Annotated in this window: 16 protein-coding genes, 1 pseudogene and 1 riboswitch; of the genes and pseudogenes, 10 read left to right on the forward strand and 7 right to left on the reverse strand. The window is 55.5% G+C overall.

Annotated elements, in window-relative coordinates; all coding sequences use genetic code 11:
- Nucleotides 1-53: 53 nt before the first annotated feature.
- Complete coding sequence (locus SPG90_RS08825) at nucleotides 54-398, forward strand: RidA family protein (RefSeq protein ID WP_023312193.1); 345 nt, start codon at nucleotides 54-56, stop codon at nucleotides 396-398.
- Between the two features lie 6 nt (nucleotides 399-404).
- Here SPG90_RS08825 and SPG90_RS08830 read toward each other — a convergent pair whose 3' ends face one another.
- Nucleotides 405-596, reverse strand: a complete 192-nt coding sequence (locus tag SPG90_RS08830; RefSeq protein ID WP_033145823.1) for a YoaH family protein — start codon at nucleotides 594-596, stop codon at nucleotides 405-407.
- A 61-nt stretch (nucleotides 597-657) separates the two neighbouring features.
- Between SPG90_RS08830 and pabB the strand changes: the two genes are divergently transcribed.
- From pabB to SPG90_RS08850, 4 genes are all read left to right on the forward strand, one after another.
- Nucleotides 658-1983 (forward strand): aminodeoxychorismate synthase component 1, encoded by a 1326-nt coding sequence (gene pabB / locus SPG90_RS08835; RefSeq protein WP_126303768.1) that lies wholly within the window; start codon nucleotides 658-660, stop codon nucleotides 1981-1983.
- A gap of 6 nt (nucleotides 1984-1989) precedes the next feature.
- Nucleotides 1990-2568 (forward strand): CoA pyrophosphatase, encoded by a 579-nt coding sequence (locus tag SPG90_RS08840; protein WP_023312196.1) that lies wholly within the window; start codon nucleotides 1990-1992, stop codon nucleotides 2566-2568.
- A 184-nt stretch (nucleotides 2569-2752) separates the two neighbouring features.
- Nucleotides 2753-4117: an L-serine ammonia-lyase gene (gene sdaA / locus SPG90_RS08845; protein WP_023312197.1), complete on the forward strand. Its 1365-nt coding sequence runs from the start codon at nucleotides 2753-2755 to the stop codon at nucleotides 4115-4117.
- Nucleotides 4118-4247: 130 nt separating this feature from the next.
- The gene (locus SPG90_RS08850; RefSeq protein WP_126303771.1) at nucleotides 4248-5846 is read left to right on the forward strand and encodes a cyclic diguanylate phosphodiesterase; all 1599 of its coding nucleotides are present in this window, start codon (nucleotides 4248-4250) and stop codon (nucleotides 5844-5846) included.
- 6 nt (nucleotides 5847-5852) lie between these two features.
- Here SPG90_RS08850 and yoaE read toward each other — a convergent pair whose 3' ends face one another.
- Complete coding sequence (gene yoaE / locus SPG90_RS08855) at nucleotides 5853-7412, reverse strand: CNNM family cation transport protein YoaE (protein WP_126303773.1); 1560 nt, start codon at nucleotides 7410-7412, stop codon at nucleotides 5853-5855.
- On the reverse strand, nucleotides 7400-7609 hold the full coding sequence (locus SPG90_RS22370) for a protein YoaL (protein WP_416178197.1): 210 nt from the start codon (nucleotides 7607-7609) through the stop codon (nucleotides 7400-7402). The genes yoaE and SPG90_RS22370 overlap by 13 nt, the downstream gene beginning before the upstream one ends.
- Nucleotides 7610-7875: 266 nt before the next feature.
- Between SPG90_RS22370 and manX the strand changes: the two genes are divergently transcribed.
- From manX to mntP, 5 genes are all read left to right on the forward strand, one after another.
- Nucleotides 7876-8841: a PTS mannose transporter subunit IIAB gene (manX, locus tag SPG90_RS08860; protein WP_045404371.1), complete on the forward strand. Its 966-nt coding sequence runs from the start codon at nucleotides 7876-7878 to the stop codon at nucleotides 8839-8841.
- A gap of 46 nt (nucleotides 8842-8887) precedes the next feature.
- A complete protein-coding gene (gene manY, locus SPG90_RS08865; RefSeq protein ID WP_008500490.1) occupies nucleotides 8888-9688 on the forward strand; it encodes a PTS mannose transporter subunit IIC in 801 nt (266 codons plus the stop codon).
- Nucleotides 9689-9700: 12 nt separating this feature from the next.
- Nucleotides 9701-10552 (forward strand): PTS mannose transporter subunit IID, encoded by an 852-nt coding sequence (locus SPG90_RS08870; protein ID WP_028018668.1) that lies wholly within the window; start codon nucleotides 9701-9703, stop codon nucleotides 10550-10552.
- Between the two features lie 55 nt (nucleotides 10553-10607).
- Nucleotides 10608-11066, forward strand: coding sequence for a DUF986 family protein (locus SPG90_RS08875; protein WP_045404374.1), 459 nt, complete (start codon nucleotides 10608-10610; stop codon nucleotides 11064-11066).
- 198 nt (nucleotides 11067-11264) lie between these two features.
- A riboswitch (yybP-ykoY riboswitch) is annotated at nucleotides 11265-11454 on the forward strand.
- Between the two features lie 10 nt (nucleotides 11455-11464).
- Complete coding sequence (mntP, locus tag SPG90_RS08880; RefSeq protein WP_126303775.1) at nucleotides 11465-12031, forward strand: manganese efflux pump MntP; 567 nt, start codon at nucleotides 11465-11467, stop codon at nucleotides 12029-12031.
- On the opposite strand, the gene rlmA is transcribed toward mntP, so the two are convergent.
- The 4 genes and pseudogenes from rlmA to SPG90_RS08900 form a co-directional block, all read right to left on the reverse strand.
- Nucleotides 12028-12843: a 23S rRNA (guanine(745)-N(1))-methyltransferase gene (gene rlmA, locus SPG90_RS08885; protein WP_126303777.1), complete on the reverse strand. Its 816-nt coding sequence runs from the start codon at nucleotides 12841-12843 to the stop codon at nucleotides 12028-12030. The two genes, mntP and rlmA, sit on opposite strands and share 4 nt — an antisense overlap.
- 65 nt (nucleotides 12844-12908) lie before the next feature.
- Complete coding sequence (ftsI, locus tag SPG90_RS08890) at nucleotides 12909-14627, reverse strand: peptidoglycan glycosyltransferase FtsI (protein WP_045355990.1); 1719 nt, start codon at nucleotides 14625-14627, stop codon at nucleotides 12909-12911.
- Nucleotides 14628-14846: 219 nt separating this feature from the next.
- Complete coding sequence (gene cspE, locus SPG90_RS08895) at nucleotides 14847-15056, reverse strand: transcription antiterminator/RNA stability regulator CspE (RefSeq protein WP_001062678.1); 210 nt, start codon at nucleotides 15054-15056, stop codon at nucleotides 14847-14849.
- 13 nt (nucleotides 15057-15069) lie between these two features.
- Nucleotides 15070-15214, reverse strand: a pseudogene (locus SPG90_RS08900) (DUF2627 domain-containing protein).
- Nucleotides 15215-15434 lie beyond the last annotated feature (220 nt).

Here is a 15434-nt window from a genome sequence, read left to right on the forward strand (position 1 = left end):
GAACAATATGGCAGTCTTGCCGCCTGACGACGAAAAATAACGAGGAAACGTTTATGACAATTGTGCGCATTGATGCCGAAGCCCGCTGGTCTGATGTGGTGATCCATAATCAGACGCTCTACTACACCGGCGTACCGGCTAACCTGGACGCGGATGCGTTCGAGCAGACGGCTAACACCCTGGCGCAGATTGATGCGGTGCTGGAAAAACAGGGCAGCGACAAATCCCGCATTCTGGATGCAACGATTTTCCTGGCAAACAAAGAGGATTTCGCGGCGATGAACAAAGCCTGGGATGCATGGGTAGTGGCGGGTCACGCGCCTGTACGCTGTACCGTACAGGCCACGCTGATGAAGCCGGAATATAAGGTAGAGATTAAGATTATCGCGGCGGTGTAGGCCCGATTACTCTTCTGGATCTTCATCTTCATCTTCGAAACGCGCCACGATCCGCTCGCCGGAATGACTGGCGCGAATCTCCTCTGCGACAACGGTAATCGCCTGTCCGCTACTCATCCCCTGGGACATCAGTTCCTGAATTCGCTCAACCGCTTTCTGCTGCTGTTCATGGCTCAGAGAAGGTAAACCTGCAAACATCGTCAACTCCTGCTAAATTATTCGCGCTAATTATTTCACGCTGCCCGGTAGTATGCCACACATGAACATGCGCTTCCCCACTGTTATTACCCTGCCCTGGCGGACAGACGCCGCTGAATACTGGTTTGCCCGCCTGAGCCATCTTCCGTTTGCGATGCTGCTGCACTCCGGCCATGCGGACCACCCCTACAGCCGCTTCGACATTCTGGTGGCCGATCCGCTAAAGACGCTGACAACCGATGACCTGTCCTTAACTGGCGATCCGCTGGCGCAGCTTCAGCAAGCCATTAACGCGCTGGGCCTATCCGCTACGCCAAACCCGGACCTTCCCTTTCAGGGGGGCGCGCTGGGCCTGTTTGGCTACGATCTGGGTCGCCGTTTCGAAGCGCTGCCCGAGCATGCGCAGGCTGATATTCCCCTGCCCGACATGGCCGTGGGGCTGTACGACTGGGCGTTAATTGTCGATCACCTGAAAAAAACGGTTTCCCTGCTGAGCCATCGTGACGTGCAGGCGCGTCTGGCGTGGCTTGAATCGCAGCAGCCTGCACCGGCACAGACGTTCACATTGACCTCCGGCTGGCGCTCAAATATGAGTGCAGCGGAGTATGCCGAAAAATTCGCTCGCGTTCAGGCGTACCTGCATAGCGGCGACTGCTATCAGGTTAACCTCGCCCAGCGTTTCCAGGCGACGTATCATGGGGACGAGTGGCAGGCGTTTTCCCGTCTTAACGCCAGCAATAAGGCGCCGTTTAGCGCGTTTGTGCGTCTGGAACAGGGTGCAATACTCAGTCTTTCACCCGAGCGATTTATTCATCTGGCCGAGGGCACGATTCAAACCCGTCCTATTAAAGGCACCTTGCCGCGTCTTGCCGATCCCGACGCCGATCGCCAGCAGGCGGAAAAACTTGCCGCCTCGCCGAAAGACCGCGCCGAGAACCTGATGATTGTCGATCTGATGCGTAACGACATCGGCCGCGTCGCCGAACCGGGCAGCGTGCGCGTGCCGGAACTGTTTGTCGTCGAGCCTTTCCCGGCGGTGCATCATCTGGTCAGTACCATTACCGCGCGTCTACCCGCCTCTCGCACCGCCTGCGATCTGCTCCGCGCCGCGTTTCCGGGCGGCTCCATCACCGGCGCGCCGAAGGTGCGGGCAATGGAGATCATTGATGAGCTGGAGCCCCACCGCCGCAACGCCTGGTGCGGCAGCATTGGCTATATCAGTCTGTGCGGCACCATGGATACCAGCATTACCATTCGCACGCTGACGGCCTGCGACGGAAATCTTTACTGTTCGGCCGGGGGCGGCATTGTTGCCGATAGCCAGGTTGATGCGGAATATCAGGAAACCTTTGATAAAGTTAACCGTATCCTGAAACAACTGGAGTAATCACGGGTGGAAAAAGAGAACCTGACGCTGGACGATTTTTTATCTCGCTTTCAGCTATTACGACCGCAGGTCAACCGCGAAGCGCTGAACCAGCGTCAGGCGGCCGTGCTGATCCCGGTCGTGCGTCGCGCGCAGCCGGGCCTGCTGCTCACCCAGCGTTCTCCCCATTTACGTAAGCACGCGGGTCAGGTCGCCTTTCCGGGTGGCGCAGTTGACAGCTCCGACGCCTCGCTGATTGCCGCCGCGCTGCGGGAAGCGCAGGAAGAGGTTGCCATTCCGCCGGAGGCTGTGGAGGTCATCGGCGTGCTGCCGCCCGTCGACAGCGTCACCGGTTTTCAGGTCACGCCGGTGGTGGGCATTATCCCGCCTGGCCTGCAGTATCACGCCAGCGTCGATGAAGTGTCCGCGGTGTTTGAAATGCCGCTCGAAGAGGCGCTTCGGCTAAGCCGTTATCATCCGCTGGATATCCATCGTCGCGGGCATGACCATCGGGTCTGGTTGTCCTGGTATCAGCATTATTTTGTCTGGGGCATGACGGCGGGCATCATTCGTGAGCTGGCGCTGCAAATCGGCCTGAAACCTTGACTATACTTTACATTCCACCCTTTTTCGCAGGTTTGCGATCCGCGTCGCGCTATTAGCAAAACCCATCGTTAACCATTAGTTTAATTCATGTGAATAGTTAAGCCGAGGTCGGTGTTCCCTCTTACACTATGCGCAGTTATAACATCGTTACTGGAACCCCGGTAACCCTGTCAGGAGTGTGAAAGTGATTAGTATATTCGACATGTTCAAAGTGGGAATTGGCCCTTCGTCTTCCCATACTGTTGGCCCGATGAAGGCCGGTAAACAGTTCGTCGATGATCTGGTCGAAAAAGGATTACTGGAAAGCGTTACCCGTGTCGCCGTGGATGTTTACGGCTCGCTGTCATTAACGGGTAAAGGCCACCACACCGATATCGCCATTATTATGGGTCTGGCAGGCAATATGCCGGATACCGTAGATATTGATGCCATCCCGGCATTCATCCGCGACGTGGAAACACGCGGCCGCCTGCTGCTGGCAAACGGTCAGCAGGAAGTCGATTTCCCGCAGGATGACGGCATGCGTTTTCGCAGCGACAACCTGCCGCTGCACGAAAACGGCATGACCATTCACGCTTACAGCGGTGAAAAAGAGATTTACAGCAAAACGTACTACTCCATCGGCGGTGGCTTCATCGTGGATGAAGAGCATTTTGGCAAAGACAGCGTCGGCGACGTCAGCGTACCGTACCCGTTCAAATCGGCTACTGAGATGCTGGGCTACTGCAAAGAGACCGGTCTTTCACTGTCCGGCATGGTGATGCAGAACGAACTGGCCCTGCACAGCAAAAAAGAGATTGAAGACTATTTTGCGAACGTCTGGCAAACCATGCGCGCCTGTATCGACCGCGGGATGAACACCGAAGGCGTTCTGCCGGGCCCACTGCGCGTGCCGCGTCGTGCCTCTGCCCTGCGCCGTATGCTGGTGACCACGGACAAGTTCTCCAACGACCCGATGAACGTGGTTGACTGGGTAAACATGTTTGCCCTGGCGGTTAACGAAGAGAACGCCGCCGGTGGCCGCGTCGTGACGGCGCCAACCAACGGTGCGTGCGGTATCGTTCCGGCAGTGCTGGCCTACTACGATCACTTTATTGAGCCCGTAACGCCGGACATCTATATCCGCTATTTCCTGGCGGCAGGTGCCATTGGTGCGCTGTACAAAATGAATGCCTCCATCTCCGGTGCGGAAGTGGGCTGTCAGGGTGAAGTGGGCGTTGCCTGCTCCATGGCGGCGGCCGGTCTGGCAGAGCTGCTGGGCGCAAGCCCTGAGCAGGTCTGCGTGGCGGCGGAAATCGGTATGGAACATAACCTCGGTCTGACCTGTGACCCGGTCGCGGGCCAGGTTCAGGTGCCGTGCATCGAGCGTAACGCGATTGCCTCGGTGAAAGCCATCAACGCCTCACGGATGGCGATGCGCCGTACCAGCGAACCTCGCGTATCGCTGGATAAGGTGATTGAAACCATGTACGAAACCGGCAAGGACATGAACGCGAAATACCGCGAGACGTCCCGCGGTGGCCTGGCCATTAAGGTGCAGTGCGACTAATACTGCCTTTCGCCCATCTGCAACGGATGGGCGAATTTCCCTCTTCTTTCTCGTCTCCTTCTGCTTTCCCCACTACACTTTTACTGTTGCGTCCGGCTTTTGTGGCTGGTGGCTTATCAGGCGACCGTTCATGCAAACTGCACAAACGATCATTAAAAACTATCGCCGAAAACGCGCTATCGTCTGTGTGACGGTTGCGCTCCTCACGCTCATCCTGACGTTAGGCATTCGCTTTATTTCGCAGCGCAATGTTAACCAACAGCGGATCCTCGATTTTACCAGCCACACCGTTCGCGCCCTTGATAACGTCCTGCTTTCTTTAGAGAACCGCCGCAGCGTGCTGCAGCCCCTGGTGGGGCAGCCCTGCCCGCAGGCGCACCTCGCGCTGCGAAAGCAGGCAGCCATTTTGCAGACGGTACGCTCCATCGCCCTGATTAAAGACGGTATTCTGTACTGCTCGAGTATTTTCGGCAGCCGCAATGTGCCCGTTCGCGACTTCCTGAAAGAATTACCCGCCAGCACGGCGAAGCTGATTTTATCGAGCGATCAGTGGCTGCTTAAGGGTAGCCCGATATTGATCCAGTGGTATCCCGTCTCTCAGGACGGTGAAGCTGGCGTTATCGAGATCATCAATATCGATCTGATCGCCAAAATGATCCTGGAGCCCCAGCGCCCGCTCATCAATGACGTGGCGCTGACCGTGGGCGATCGCTTTCTGCGCTATGGACAACGCGTCAGCGACAGCCTGACCTTCGACGAGGAGGGCTCTCTTTTCCAGCAATCTTCAGCCCGAAATCCTTTCACCATTACGGTTAGCGGGCCAGGCCCTGGAGAATTAGCCTTAAAAAGCCTGCCAGCCCAGCTGCCTCTCGGGCTCATGCTTAGCCTGCTGCTGGGTTATCTCGCCTGGCTGGCAACGGCAAACCGGATGAGCTTTACGTGGGAGATCGATATGGGGATTGCGGGGCGGGAATTTGAGCTTTTCTGTCAGCCGCTGGTGAATGCCCGTACCCAGGCCTGCACCGGCGTGGAGATCCTGCTGCGCTGGAATAATCCGCGTCAGGGATGGATCTCCCCGGAGGTGTTTATCCCTCTGGCAGAAGAACATAACCAGATTGTCCCCCTGACCCGCTACGTCATCGCCGAAACGGTGCGCCAGATAGGCTACTTCCCTTCCAGCGCCGGTTTTCACATCGCTATTAACGTCGCCGCCAGCCATTTCCGTCACGCGGCGTTGATACAGGACCTGAACCATCTCTGGTTCAGCGCCCGTCCGCGCCAGCAGCTGGTGATAGAACTTACGGAACGGGATGCGCTGCTGGATGCGGATTATCGCATCGTTCGCGAACTGCATCGCAAAGGGGTAAAGCTGGCCATCGACGATTTCGGGACCGGGAACAGCTCCCTCTCCTGGCTTGAAAAGCTGCACCCGGACGTGCTGAAAATCGATCGGTCGTTTACCACCGCCATCGGCACCGACGCCGTGAACTCGACGGTGACGGATATGATTATTGCGTTGGGCCAGCGGCTGAATATTGAACTGGTTGCTGAAGGGGTCGAAACGGAGGAGCAGGCGCGCTACCTGCGCCGCCATGGCGTACCTGTCCTGCAGGGGTTTTTCTATGCGCGGCCCATGCCGCTACGGGATTTTCCGAAGTGGCTGGCGGGAGGCGCGCCCCCGCCAGCGCATCATAACGGGCACATCGTGCCCTTAATGCCGCTGCGCTAAGCCGGCCTACTCATTTTCGTCGTGGGCTGATTGTTCTTTAACAATGCGAACCATATCAACGCGATAGTCGTTGGCTTCAACGATCGTAATGTGCAGCGGTGCCAGCTCGATAACATCTCCGACGCGCGGGATTTGCCCGTTAACCGCGATAACCAGACCGGCAACGGTCGCGATGTCTTCTTCATCGTTGATGACGTTTTCCAGGCCCAGCGTGTGCGAGAGCGCGTGCAGGTCGGTGGTACCTTTAACCAGCCAGCCTTCACCGTCGGCAACGATCTCTGGCGTTTCGTCGGCATCCGGGAATTCACCGGCAATCGCTTCCAGCACGTCCAGCGGCGTAACCAGCCCCTGCACCACGCCAAACTCGTTGGTGACGATAACAAAGCTACCGCGAGCGCGGCGCAGCACCCCGAGCAGGTTGATAGGATCCAGCGTTTCCGGCACGACAATCGCAGGCGACGCGGCGGCAACGGCTTCCACGTTGACGCCCTCTTCCAGGGCCACCAGCATCTCTTTTGCCCGCACCACGCCGATTATCTCATCCAGCTCACCGCGACACACCGGGAACAGGCTGTGCGGAGAAGAGAGCAGCTGCTGGCGAATTTCATCGACGCTCAGGTTTGCATCAACCCAGCTGATTTCCCCGCGTGGCGTCATGATGCCGCGCAGCGAACGGGAGGCCAGGGAGAGCACGCCGTTAATCATGTAGCGCTCTTGTTCCACAAACGCCCCTTCCGGGACCGGAACCGGGTTATGGTTTTCGGAATCAGACTGGACGTTCACCTGACGACGACCGCCCATCAGGCGCAGTATCGCGTCTGCGGTACGGGCGCGCAGCGGCTGATTCGACTGCTGCTTGATAAAGTTACGGCGCGCAATCTGGTTGAACAGCTCGATCAGAATCGAGAAGCCAATCGCGGCGTACAGGTAGCCTTTCGGAATATGGAAGCCAAAACCTTCCGCCACCAGGCTCAGACCAATCATCAGCAGGAAGCTCAGACACAGCACGACCACCGTTGGATGCTGGTTAACGAAGCGCGTCAGCGGCTTCGAGGCCAGCAGCATGACCGCCATCGCAATAACGACAGCCGCCATCATTACCGGCAGATGATTCACCATGCCGACCGCCGTGATCACCGCATCCAGCGAGAAGACCGCATCAAGCACCACGATCTGCAGCACCACCACCCAGAAGCTGGCATAGCCTTTACCGTGCCCGTCATCGTGCTGACGGTTTTCCAGCCGCTCGTGTAGCTCCGTCGTCGCTTTGAAAAGCAGGAATATCCCCCCAATCAGCATGATTAAATCACGCCCGGAGAAGGTGTAGTTCATGATGGAGAATAGTGGTTTGGTCAGCGTGACCATCCAGGAGATGACGGAGAGCAGCCCCAGTCGCATAACCAGCGCCAGCGAGAGACCAATCAGACGCGCTTTATCACGCTGTTTTGGCGGCAGTTTGTCCGCAAGGATGGCGATAAACACCAGGTTATCAATGCCGAGAACAATCTCCAGCACCACCAGCGTGAGCAATCCCACCCAGATTGACGGGTCCATTAAGAATTCCATGACAAGCTCCTGCTAAAGGAATGACGAAACGGTGCCCCACTCATCGTGGGCAAAACAGAGGCAAACAGAGTTGATACGTGGCGAGGATCGCCGGTGAATAAGGCGCGAAATGGCCTGGCAGATGACTGACGTCGGTGACGGTCCATATAGTGGGCTGTAACCCTATACTCCTGAACGATTAAACGGAGGCTAAACATATCAGAGACACTGTGTTTTTAGCAAAGATTTACGTTCCTTTGCAAAGTTCTGTAACACAGCGGCTTTACGCTACAGATAAATCTGTCACGCGTGGCTAAATTACGGATCTTCATCACATAAATTATTTTTTCACTATCTAAAATAATTCGCGGAAGTCTTAGTTTTTTTGAACTCTAACCCTTATCTGAATCGATTCGGTTCGCCAATACGATTCTCAGTACGGCTGCCTGGCAGGCGTATTAATGATAATAAAAGGAGGTAGCAAGTGACCATTGCTATTGTCATAGGCACACATGGTTGGGCTGCTGAGCAGCTACTCAAAACGGCAGAGATGCTGTTGGGCGAGCAGGAAAACGTCGGCTGGATCGATTTCGTTCCCGGTGAAAACGCCGAGACGCTGATAGAGAAGTACAACGCTCAACTCGCGAAGCTGGATACCAGCAAAGGCGTGCTGTTTCTCGTTGATACATGGGGCGGCAGCCCGTTCAATGCCGCCAGCCGCATTGTCGTCGATAAAGAGCACTATGAAGTTGTCGCCGGGGTTAATATTCCCATGCTGGTGGAAACCTTCATGGCGCGCGACGACAATCCGGCGTTTGATGAGCTGGTGGCGCTGGCCGTTGAAACCGGTCGCGAAGGGGTAAAAGCCCTGAAGGCGCAGCCGGTTGAAAAACCTGCCCCTGCTCCCGCAGCGGCACCAAAAGCGGCTACACCGGCAAAACCGATGGGCCCGAACGATTACATGGTCATCGGCCTGGCGCGTATTGATGACCGCTTAATCCACGGCCAGGTCGCGACGCGCTGGACCAAAGAGACCAACGTTCGACGCATTATTGTGGTCAGCGACGAAGTTGCCGCCGATACCGTACGTAAAACCCTTCTGACTCAGGTTGCTCCTCCTGGCGTTACCGCGCACGTCGTGGATGTCGCCAAGATGATCCGCGTTTACAACAACCCGAAATACGCGGGTGAACGCGTAATGCTCCTGTTCACTAACCCGACAGACGTTGAGCGCATTGTTGAAGGCGGCGTGAAAATCACCTCCGTGAACATCGGTGGTATGGCATTCCGTCAGGGCAAAACGCAGGTCAACAACGCCATTTCAGTCGATGCGAAAGATATCGAGGCATTCAACAAGCTGAATGCGCGCGGTATTGAACTGGAAGCCCGTAAGGTTTCTACGGATCAAAAACTGAAAATGATGGATTTGATCGGCAAAGTTGGGAAATAAGCCCGCGCCGGTTCTCATATAAAGTTTATGTAATAGGAGAAGTGCAATGGAGATTACCACTCTTCAGATTGTGCTGGTGTTCGTCGTCGCATGTATTGCGGGTATGGAATCCGTACTTGATGAATTTCAGTTCCACCGCCCTCTGGTGGCCTGTACGCTGATTGGGGCCGTTCTGGGTGACATGAAAACCGGTATCATCATCGGTGGTACCCTGGAAATGATCGCCCTGGGCTGGATGAACATCGGCGCGGCGGTTGCGCCCGATGCCGCGCTGGCCTCTATCATTTCGACCGTTCTGGTTATTGCTGGTCACCAGAGTATTGGTGCCGGTATCGCCCTGGCGATCCCGCTGGCAGCCGCAGGCCAGGTGCTGACTATCATCGTTCGTACTATCACCGTTGCCTTCCAGCACGCGGCGGATAAGGCGGCCGAAAACGGCAACCTCACGGCACTGTCGTGGATCCACGTTTCATCCCTGTTCCTGCAGGCGATGCGTATCGCGATCCCGGCGGTTATCGTGGCGATCTCTGTCGGTACCAGCGAAGTGCAGAGCATGCTGAACGCCATTCCTGAAGTGGTCACCGGCGGTCTGAATATCGCGGGCGGTATGATCGTGGTCGTCGGTTATGCGATGGTCATCAACATGATGCGGGCAGGCTACCTGATGCCGTTCTTCTACCTCGGCTTCGTGACCGCTGCCTTCACCAACTTCAACCTGGTTGCACTGGGTGTTATTGGTGCGGTAATGGCTATTCTCTACATCCAGCTCAGCCCGAAATATAACCGCGTCGCGGGTGCCCCAGCGCAGGCTGCTGGTAACAACGATCTCGATAACGAACTGGACTAACAGGTGAGCGAAATGGTTGATATGACAAAAACTACCACCGAGAAAAAACTCACTCCGGGTGATATTCGTGGCGTGTTCATCCGTTCTAACCTGTTTCAGGGTTCATGGAACTTCGAACGTATGCAGGCGCTCGGCTTCTGCTTCTCCATGGTTCCGGCGATCAAACGCCTGTATCCGGAAAACAACGAAGCGCGCCGTCAGGCGATCAAGCGTCACCTGGAATTCTTTAACACTCATCCTTACGTTGCGGCTCCGGTTCTGGGCGTAACGCTGGCGATGGAAGAACAGCGTGCGAACGGCGCAGAGATTGACGACGGTGCCATCAACGGTATCAAAGTCGGCCTGATGGGCCCGCTGGCCGGCGTCGGTGACCCAATCTTCTGGGGTACCGTGCGTCCGGTCTTCGCGGCGCTGGGTGCCGGTATCGCGATGAGCGGCAGCCTGCTTGGCCCGCTGCTGTTCTTCATCCTGTTCAACGCCGTGCGCCTGCTGACCCGTTACTACGGTGTGGCCTACGGCTACCGTAAAGGGGTGGACATCGTTAAGGACATGGGCGGCGGCTTCCTGCAAAAACTGACTGAGGGGGCGTCAATCCTCGGCCTGTTTGTCATGGGGGCGCTGGTTAACAAGTGGACGCACGTGAACATCCCGCTGGTGGTATCAACCATCACCGGTCAGGATGGTCAGACCCGCGTCACCACCGTGCAGACGATTCTGGATCAGCTGATGCCGGGCCTGGTGCCGCTGCTGTTAACCTTCGCCTGCATGTGGCTGCTGCGTAAGAAAGTGAACCCGCTGTGGATTATCGTTGGCTTCTTCATCATCGGTATCGCGGGCTACGCTGTCGGCCTGCTGGGTCTCTAAGTTTCAACGCTATTGGCCGGGGGCTTGCCCCCGGTTTTTTTTATCTGGAGGATGAATGACTGTCACGGACATCGTACTGGTTCTATTTATTGCTGCCCTTCTGGCTTACGCGATCTATGACGAGTTCATCATGCCGCGCCGTCACGGCGAGACGCTGCTCTCCCTTCCCCTTCTGCGACGCGGGCGCGTGGATGCGTTTATCTTCGCGGGTCTCATCGTTATTCTTATTTACAATAACGTCACCAGCCATGGTGCAATATTAACCACATGGTTATTATGTGCGCTGGCATTAATGGCGGTTTATCTGTTCTGGATCCGCACGCCGAAAATCATTTTTAAATCCCGCGGATTTTTCTTCGCCAATGTGTGGATAGAATATAACCGTATTAAAGAGATGAATTTATCCGAAGACGGCGTGCTGGTGATGCAATTAGAACAACGCCGCCTGCTTATTCGGGTGAAGAATATTGACGACCTGGAAAAAATATACAAGTTACTTGTTAAAACTCAATGAGTTAAATATATAGCAATGGCTATATTCTGTGTTTATCTTGCGCAAGAAATATAGCCGAAGCTATATCCCCTTCGTTAATTTGTTCTCTATTTGTTAACGATATTTTCACGCTTAAAGACAAATGAAAATCGTTATCACCAAGCATTTTAAATAATGCCTCTTCGTTGTTGTTTTATATTCTCAAAATATGTTAAGGTTGCGCCCGTCGTTGGGGAGTAGCCGATTTCCTGTTCGCAGGAAATGTACGTGTCAACATACTCGTTGAAAAACGTGGCGCGTACGGATCGCTGACAGCACATCTTATGTGCGGCGCGATCAGGCGAGACCATAGATACATCAACTGCTGTTTACTGGGGGCAGTGATGTGTCATATGGATATCCCCGGTCTGGACGCTGTTATGAATATCTCCGCTACGATCCTCCTCGCTTTTGGCATGTCCATGGACGCTTTTGCGGCTTCCATCGGAAAAGGTGCCACGCTCCACAAACCTAAGTTCTCAGAAGCCCTGCGTACCGGCCTCATTTTTGGCGCTATCGAAACGCTGACGCCGCTTATCGGTTGGGGACTTGGCATGCTCGCCAGCCAGTTCGTGCTGGAGTGGAACCACTGGATTGCCTTCGTACTGCTGGTGTTTCTCGGTGGCCGAATGGTGATAGAAGGTTTTCGCGGCAGTGATGATGAAGACGAGGAGCCGCAGCACCGCCACGGGTTCTGGCTGCTGGTCACCACGGCGATTGCCACCAGCCTTGATGCGATGGCCGTCGGCGTCGGTCTGGCATTCCTGCAGGTCAATATTATCGCCACCGCGCTGGCCATCGGCTGCGCAACGCTGATCATGTCCACGCTGGGCATGATGGTCGGACGGTTTATCGGCCCGCTGCTGGGTAAACGCGCCGAGATCCTGGGAGGAATTGTGCTGATTGGCATTGGTGCCCAGATCCTCTGGGCACACTTCGCCGGTTAATCTTCGCGCTGCCAGACGTGGATACTGAAATCCGTCTGGCAGTTAAATATTGATTGTAGAGCTAACGCTTCCCACACTTCCGGTTTTGCCCGCCACGCGAACGGCGTCATCTGCAGCAGCGCGGTTGCTTCTTCCCCTTTCAGCGTCATTTCATACGCTACGGTTTGCTCCTGCTTCAGGGTAAAACCGGCCAGCTGTTCAGAATGAGGGGCATGCAGTCGCACCTCGTCGTAGATCAGGCCTTTCAGCTCCATCAGATGACGCGGGCCCGGCGTCACGGTGACGACCCATCCGCCCGGTTTCACCACGCGAGCCAGCTCTTCCGCCTTGCAGGGCGCGTAAATGCGGATAACCGCATCCATGCTGGCATCGTCAAACGGCAGCCGGTGGCTGGATGCCACGCAGAACGTCACGTCCGCGTAACGCTTTGCCGCCGCGCGAATGGCCACTTTCGACACGTCCAGACCGAATGTCAACGCGCCCTTCTCGCGTGCGATCCCGGCAAACCGTGCGGTGTAGTACCCTTCCCCGCAGCCGATATCGAGCATGGCGGTGGCTGAACCCGGCAGGATGTCATTCAGCATCTGCGCGACGGTCTCCCGCAGCGGCAGATAGTGCCCGGCATCCAGAAACGCACGACGCGCCTGCATCATCTCTGCACTGTCGCCTGGATCGCGGGAGCGCTTATGCTGCACCGGCAGAAGATTCACGTAGCCTTCTTTTGCCATATCAAACTGATGCCCCTGCGGACAGGTATAGCTTTTATCTGAATGCGTCAGGGGGGCGTGGCAAAGGGGACAGCTGAAGGACATGGTGACTCCGGAGCATAATCAAAGGGCGAAGTGTACCGCTATTCGCCCTGGTTATAAACGCCCGGTTAACGCATAACGATAAGGTGGTCGGAACCCGCCGGTAACCCGTCAGGTTTTACATTCTCCAGACGCAGCACGTTACCCATAATCTCGCTGAAAACAGGCGCGGAAACGGCACCGCCGTAGTAGGCGCCATTTTGCGGATCGTTAATGACCACCACCAGGGCAAAGCGCGGATCGCTGGCGGGCGCAACGCCGGCCGTATACGCAACGTATTTATCGACATACTTTCCGCTGTCGTCAATTTTCTTCGCCGTGCCGGTTTTCACCGCCACCCGGTAATCGCGAACGGCGGCCTTAACGCCCCCGCCGCCGGGCAGCGCAACGCTCTCCATCATGTGTTCCACCTCGTGTGCGATCTCTTCCGGCATGACCCGGTGCCCGATAACGGGTGGATCGATACGCGTAATCGAGAGAGGTCGCTCGAGCCCGAAGCCGCCGATCGTGGCGTAGACGTGCGCCAGCTGGAGCGGCGTCACCATCAGCCCGTAGCCGAAGGCAAAGGTCGCACGATCGAGCTGGCTCCAGTATTTACGATTTGGCAACAGCCCCGCGCTCTCGCCCGTTAAGCCAAGCCCCGTATTCGTGCCAAACCCAAAGTTTCGATAGGTATCAATAAGATGCTGGACAGGCATTGCCAGGGAGAGTCGGGATACGCCGGTGTCGCTCGATTTTTGCAGGATCCCGGTCATCGTCAGTTCAGGATAATAGCCCACGTCGCGGATACGATGCCCGTCAAGGGTATACGGGTGAGTGTCAATCACGCTGTCCGGCTGGACCAGGCCCTGCTGCAGGGCCGTCATCAGCACCAGCGGCTTGACCGTCGAACCGGGTTCGAACGTATCGCTGATCGCGCGATTACGAAAATCGTTTATCGTCGCGCCTTCCCGATTATTGGGGTTGAAATCCGGATAGCTCGCCATGGCGAGTATTTCCCCGGTTGGGATATTAATGAGCACCGATGCGCCAGACTCCGCCTTGTTCCAGGCCACGGCATTATCGAGTGCATCTTCGGTGATGGTTTGCAGCCGCTCGTCGATACTTAACTGGATGTTATGCGCCGGCGCGGGCGCCACTTCCGTCAGGTTTTCAACCACGCGACCGTAGCGGTCTTCCCTTACCTGCCGCACTCCGGCCTTGCCGGTCAGCTGCGCGTTAAAGCTTTTTTCCACACCTTCAATGCCCTGCCCGTCAATATTGGTGAAGCCAATCAGGTTCGCTGCCACATGGCCGGCAGGATAAAAACGGCGGGATTCATCGCGTAAATTGATACCGGGCAGATTCAGCTTATCGATCCACTTCGCCTGTGCGGGATCGACCTGACGGGCAAGATAAATAAAACGCCCCTGCGGGTTGGCGTTGATTCGCGCCGAAAGTGTGCCCAGGGAGAGATGCAGCGCGTTTGCCAACGCCTGCCAGCGTTCGTCAATGCCAACGCCCCCTTTTGCCAGCACCGTTTTAGGATCGGCCCAGACGGCCCGGACGGGCACGCTCACCGCCAGGGGGCGACCTTCGCGATCCATTATCATGCCCCGCGGCGCATCAATCGCCAGCTGGCGGAGGGATCGCATATCTTCCTGCTTCACCAGATTGTCAGGCTTGATGATTTGCAGCCAGGCAACGCGGCCCAGCAAAAAAGCCAGACTACAAAAAATAGCTAAACAGAGCAGCACAAAACGCGCTGGCGTGAAATTGCCAGCGGTGGTTATCAATTTCTTCTTCACCTGAACCCCAGGACTGTTAAACAACGCCCTGATTTAACGGGAAAAGATGGGGTTAAGGTGGCAAAACAGTGCTACTAACATCGCAGCTTTGCAACAAGTTACTAACAAGACCGCCAATGGTAATATTTTGAAAGATAAGGGACATAAAAAAGCCCCGCATTATGCGAGGCTTTATGTCTGAGATTGAAGTGCGAAGCGCTTCAGTCAGCAGCGGTTCGATCAGATAGCAGTTACGTTAACTGCAGCTGGGCCTTTCTGGCCGTCCTGAATTTCGAACTCAACGTTCTGGCCTTCAGCCAGAGTTTTGAAGCCGTTACCCTGGATTGCAGAGAAGTGTACGAACACGTCTTTGCTGCCGTCAGCAGGAGTAATGAAACCAAAACCTTTAGACTCGTTGAACCACTTAACTTGACCTTTAATCTTTGCCATTTTGCAAAATTCCTTAGAGTGTTTTCTTAGCCCGCAGGCATTAACTGAGATAAAACTGAGACATTACTGCATGAGGCACTAATATAAGGTTCGGCAGAGAAGCGGTATTCAACGACAACGTGTTTACTCAGGACTTCTTTACTGAAAATGCCACACATAAACAGAACTGTACCTCGTTTGACCCAAAACGTGTTATCACACACTATGTTTAATATGGCAAGCCATTTTTAAACATGTCTCGATCCGCCGCACAAATTCGAACAGTGCCTGTCAGGTTTTGCACAATTATGCGCATCACTTACAGACAGCTCTGCTGCGTAACAAAGACCCAGCGTTGCTTTCACAAGCGCTGTAATCTAAGACTTTTTTAACATAGCT

Origin of the sequence: Enterobacter sp. D2, assembly GCF_034427575.1 — a bacterium.
Taxonomy (GTDB): domain Bacteria; phylum Pseudomonadota; class Gammaproteobacteria; order Enterobacterales; family Enterobacteriaceae; genus Enterobacter; species Enterobacter cloacae_M.

Bases quoted from the DNA above. Each gene is read 5' to 3' on its own strand.
- SPG90_RS08825 (WP_023312193.1), top strand. From the start codon at position 54: ATGACAATTGTGCGCATTGATGCCGAAGCCCGCTGGTCTGATGTGGTG.
- SPG90_RS08830 (WP_033145823.1), bottom strand. From the start codon at position 596: ATGTTTGCAGGTTTACCTTCTCTGAGCCATGAACAGCAGCAGAAAGCG.
- pabB (WP_126303768.1), top strand. From the start codon at position 658: ATGAACATGCGCTTCCCCACTGTTATTACCCTGCCCTGGCGGACAGAC.
- SPG90_RS08850 (WP_126303771.1), top strand. From the start codon at position 4,248: ATGCAAACTGCACAAACGATCATTAAAAACTATCGCCGAAAACGCGCT.
- yoaE (WP_126303773.1), bottom strand. From the start codon at position 7,412: ATGGAATTCTTAATGGACCCGTCAATCTGGGTGGGATTGCTCACGCTG.
- SPG90_RS22370 (WP_416178197.1), bottom strand. From the start codon at position 7,609: ATGTTTAGCCTCCGTTTAATCGTTCAGGAGTATAGGGTTACAGCCCAC.
- manY (WP_008500490.1), top strand. From the start codon at position 8,888: ATGGAGATTACCACTCTTCAGATTGTGCTGGTGTTCGTCGTCGCATGT.
- SPG90_RS08870 (WP_028018668.1), top strand. From the start codon at position 9,701: ATGGTTGATATGACAAAAACTACCACCGAGAAAAAACTCACTCCGGGT.
- SPG90_RS08875 (WP_045404374.1), top strand. From the start codon at position 10,608: ATGACTGTCACGGACATCGTACTGGTTCTATTTATTGCTGCCCTTCTG.
- mntP (WP_126303775.1), top strand. From the start codon at position 11,465: ATGAATATCTCCGCTACGATCCTCCTCGCTTTTGGCATGTCCATGGAC.
- rlmA (WP_126303777.1), bottom strand. From the start codon at position 12,843: ATGTCCTTCAGCTGTCCCCTTTGCCACGCCCCCCTGACGCATTCAGAT.
- cspE (WP_001062678.1), bottom strand. From the start codon at position 15,056: ATGGCAAAGATTAAAGGTCAAGTTAAGTGGTTCAACGAGTCTAAAGGT.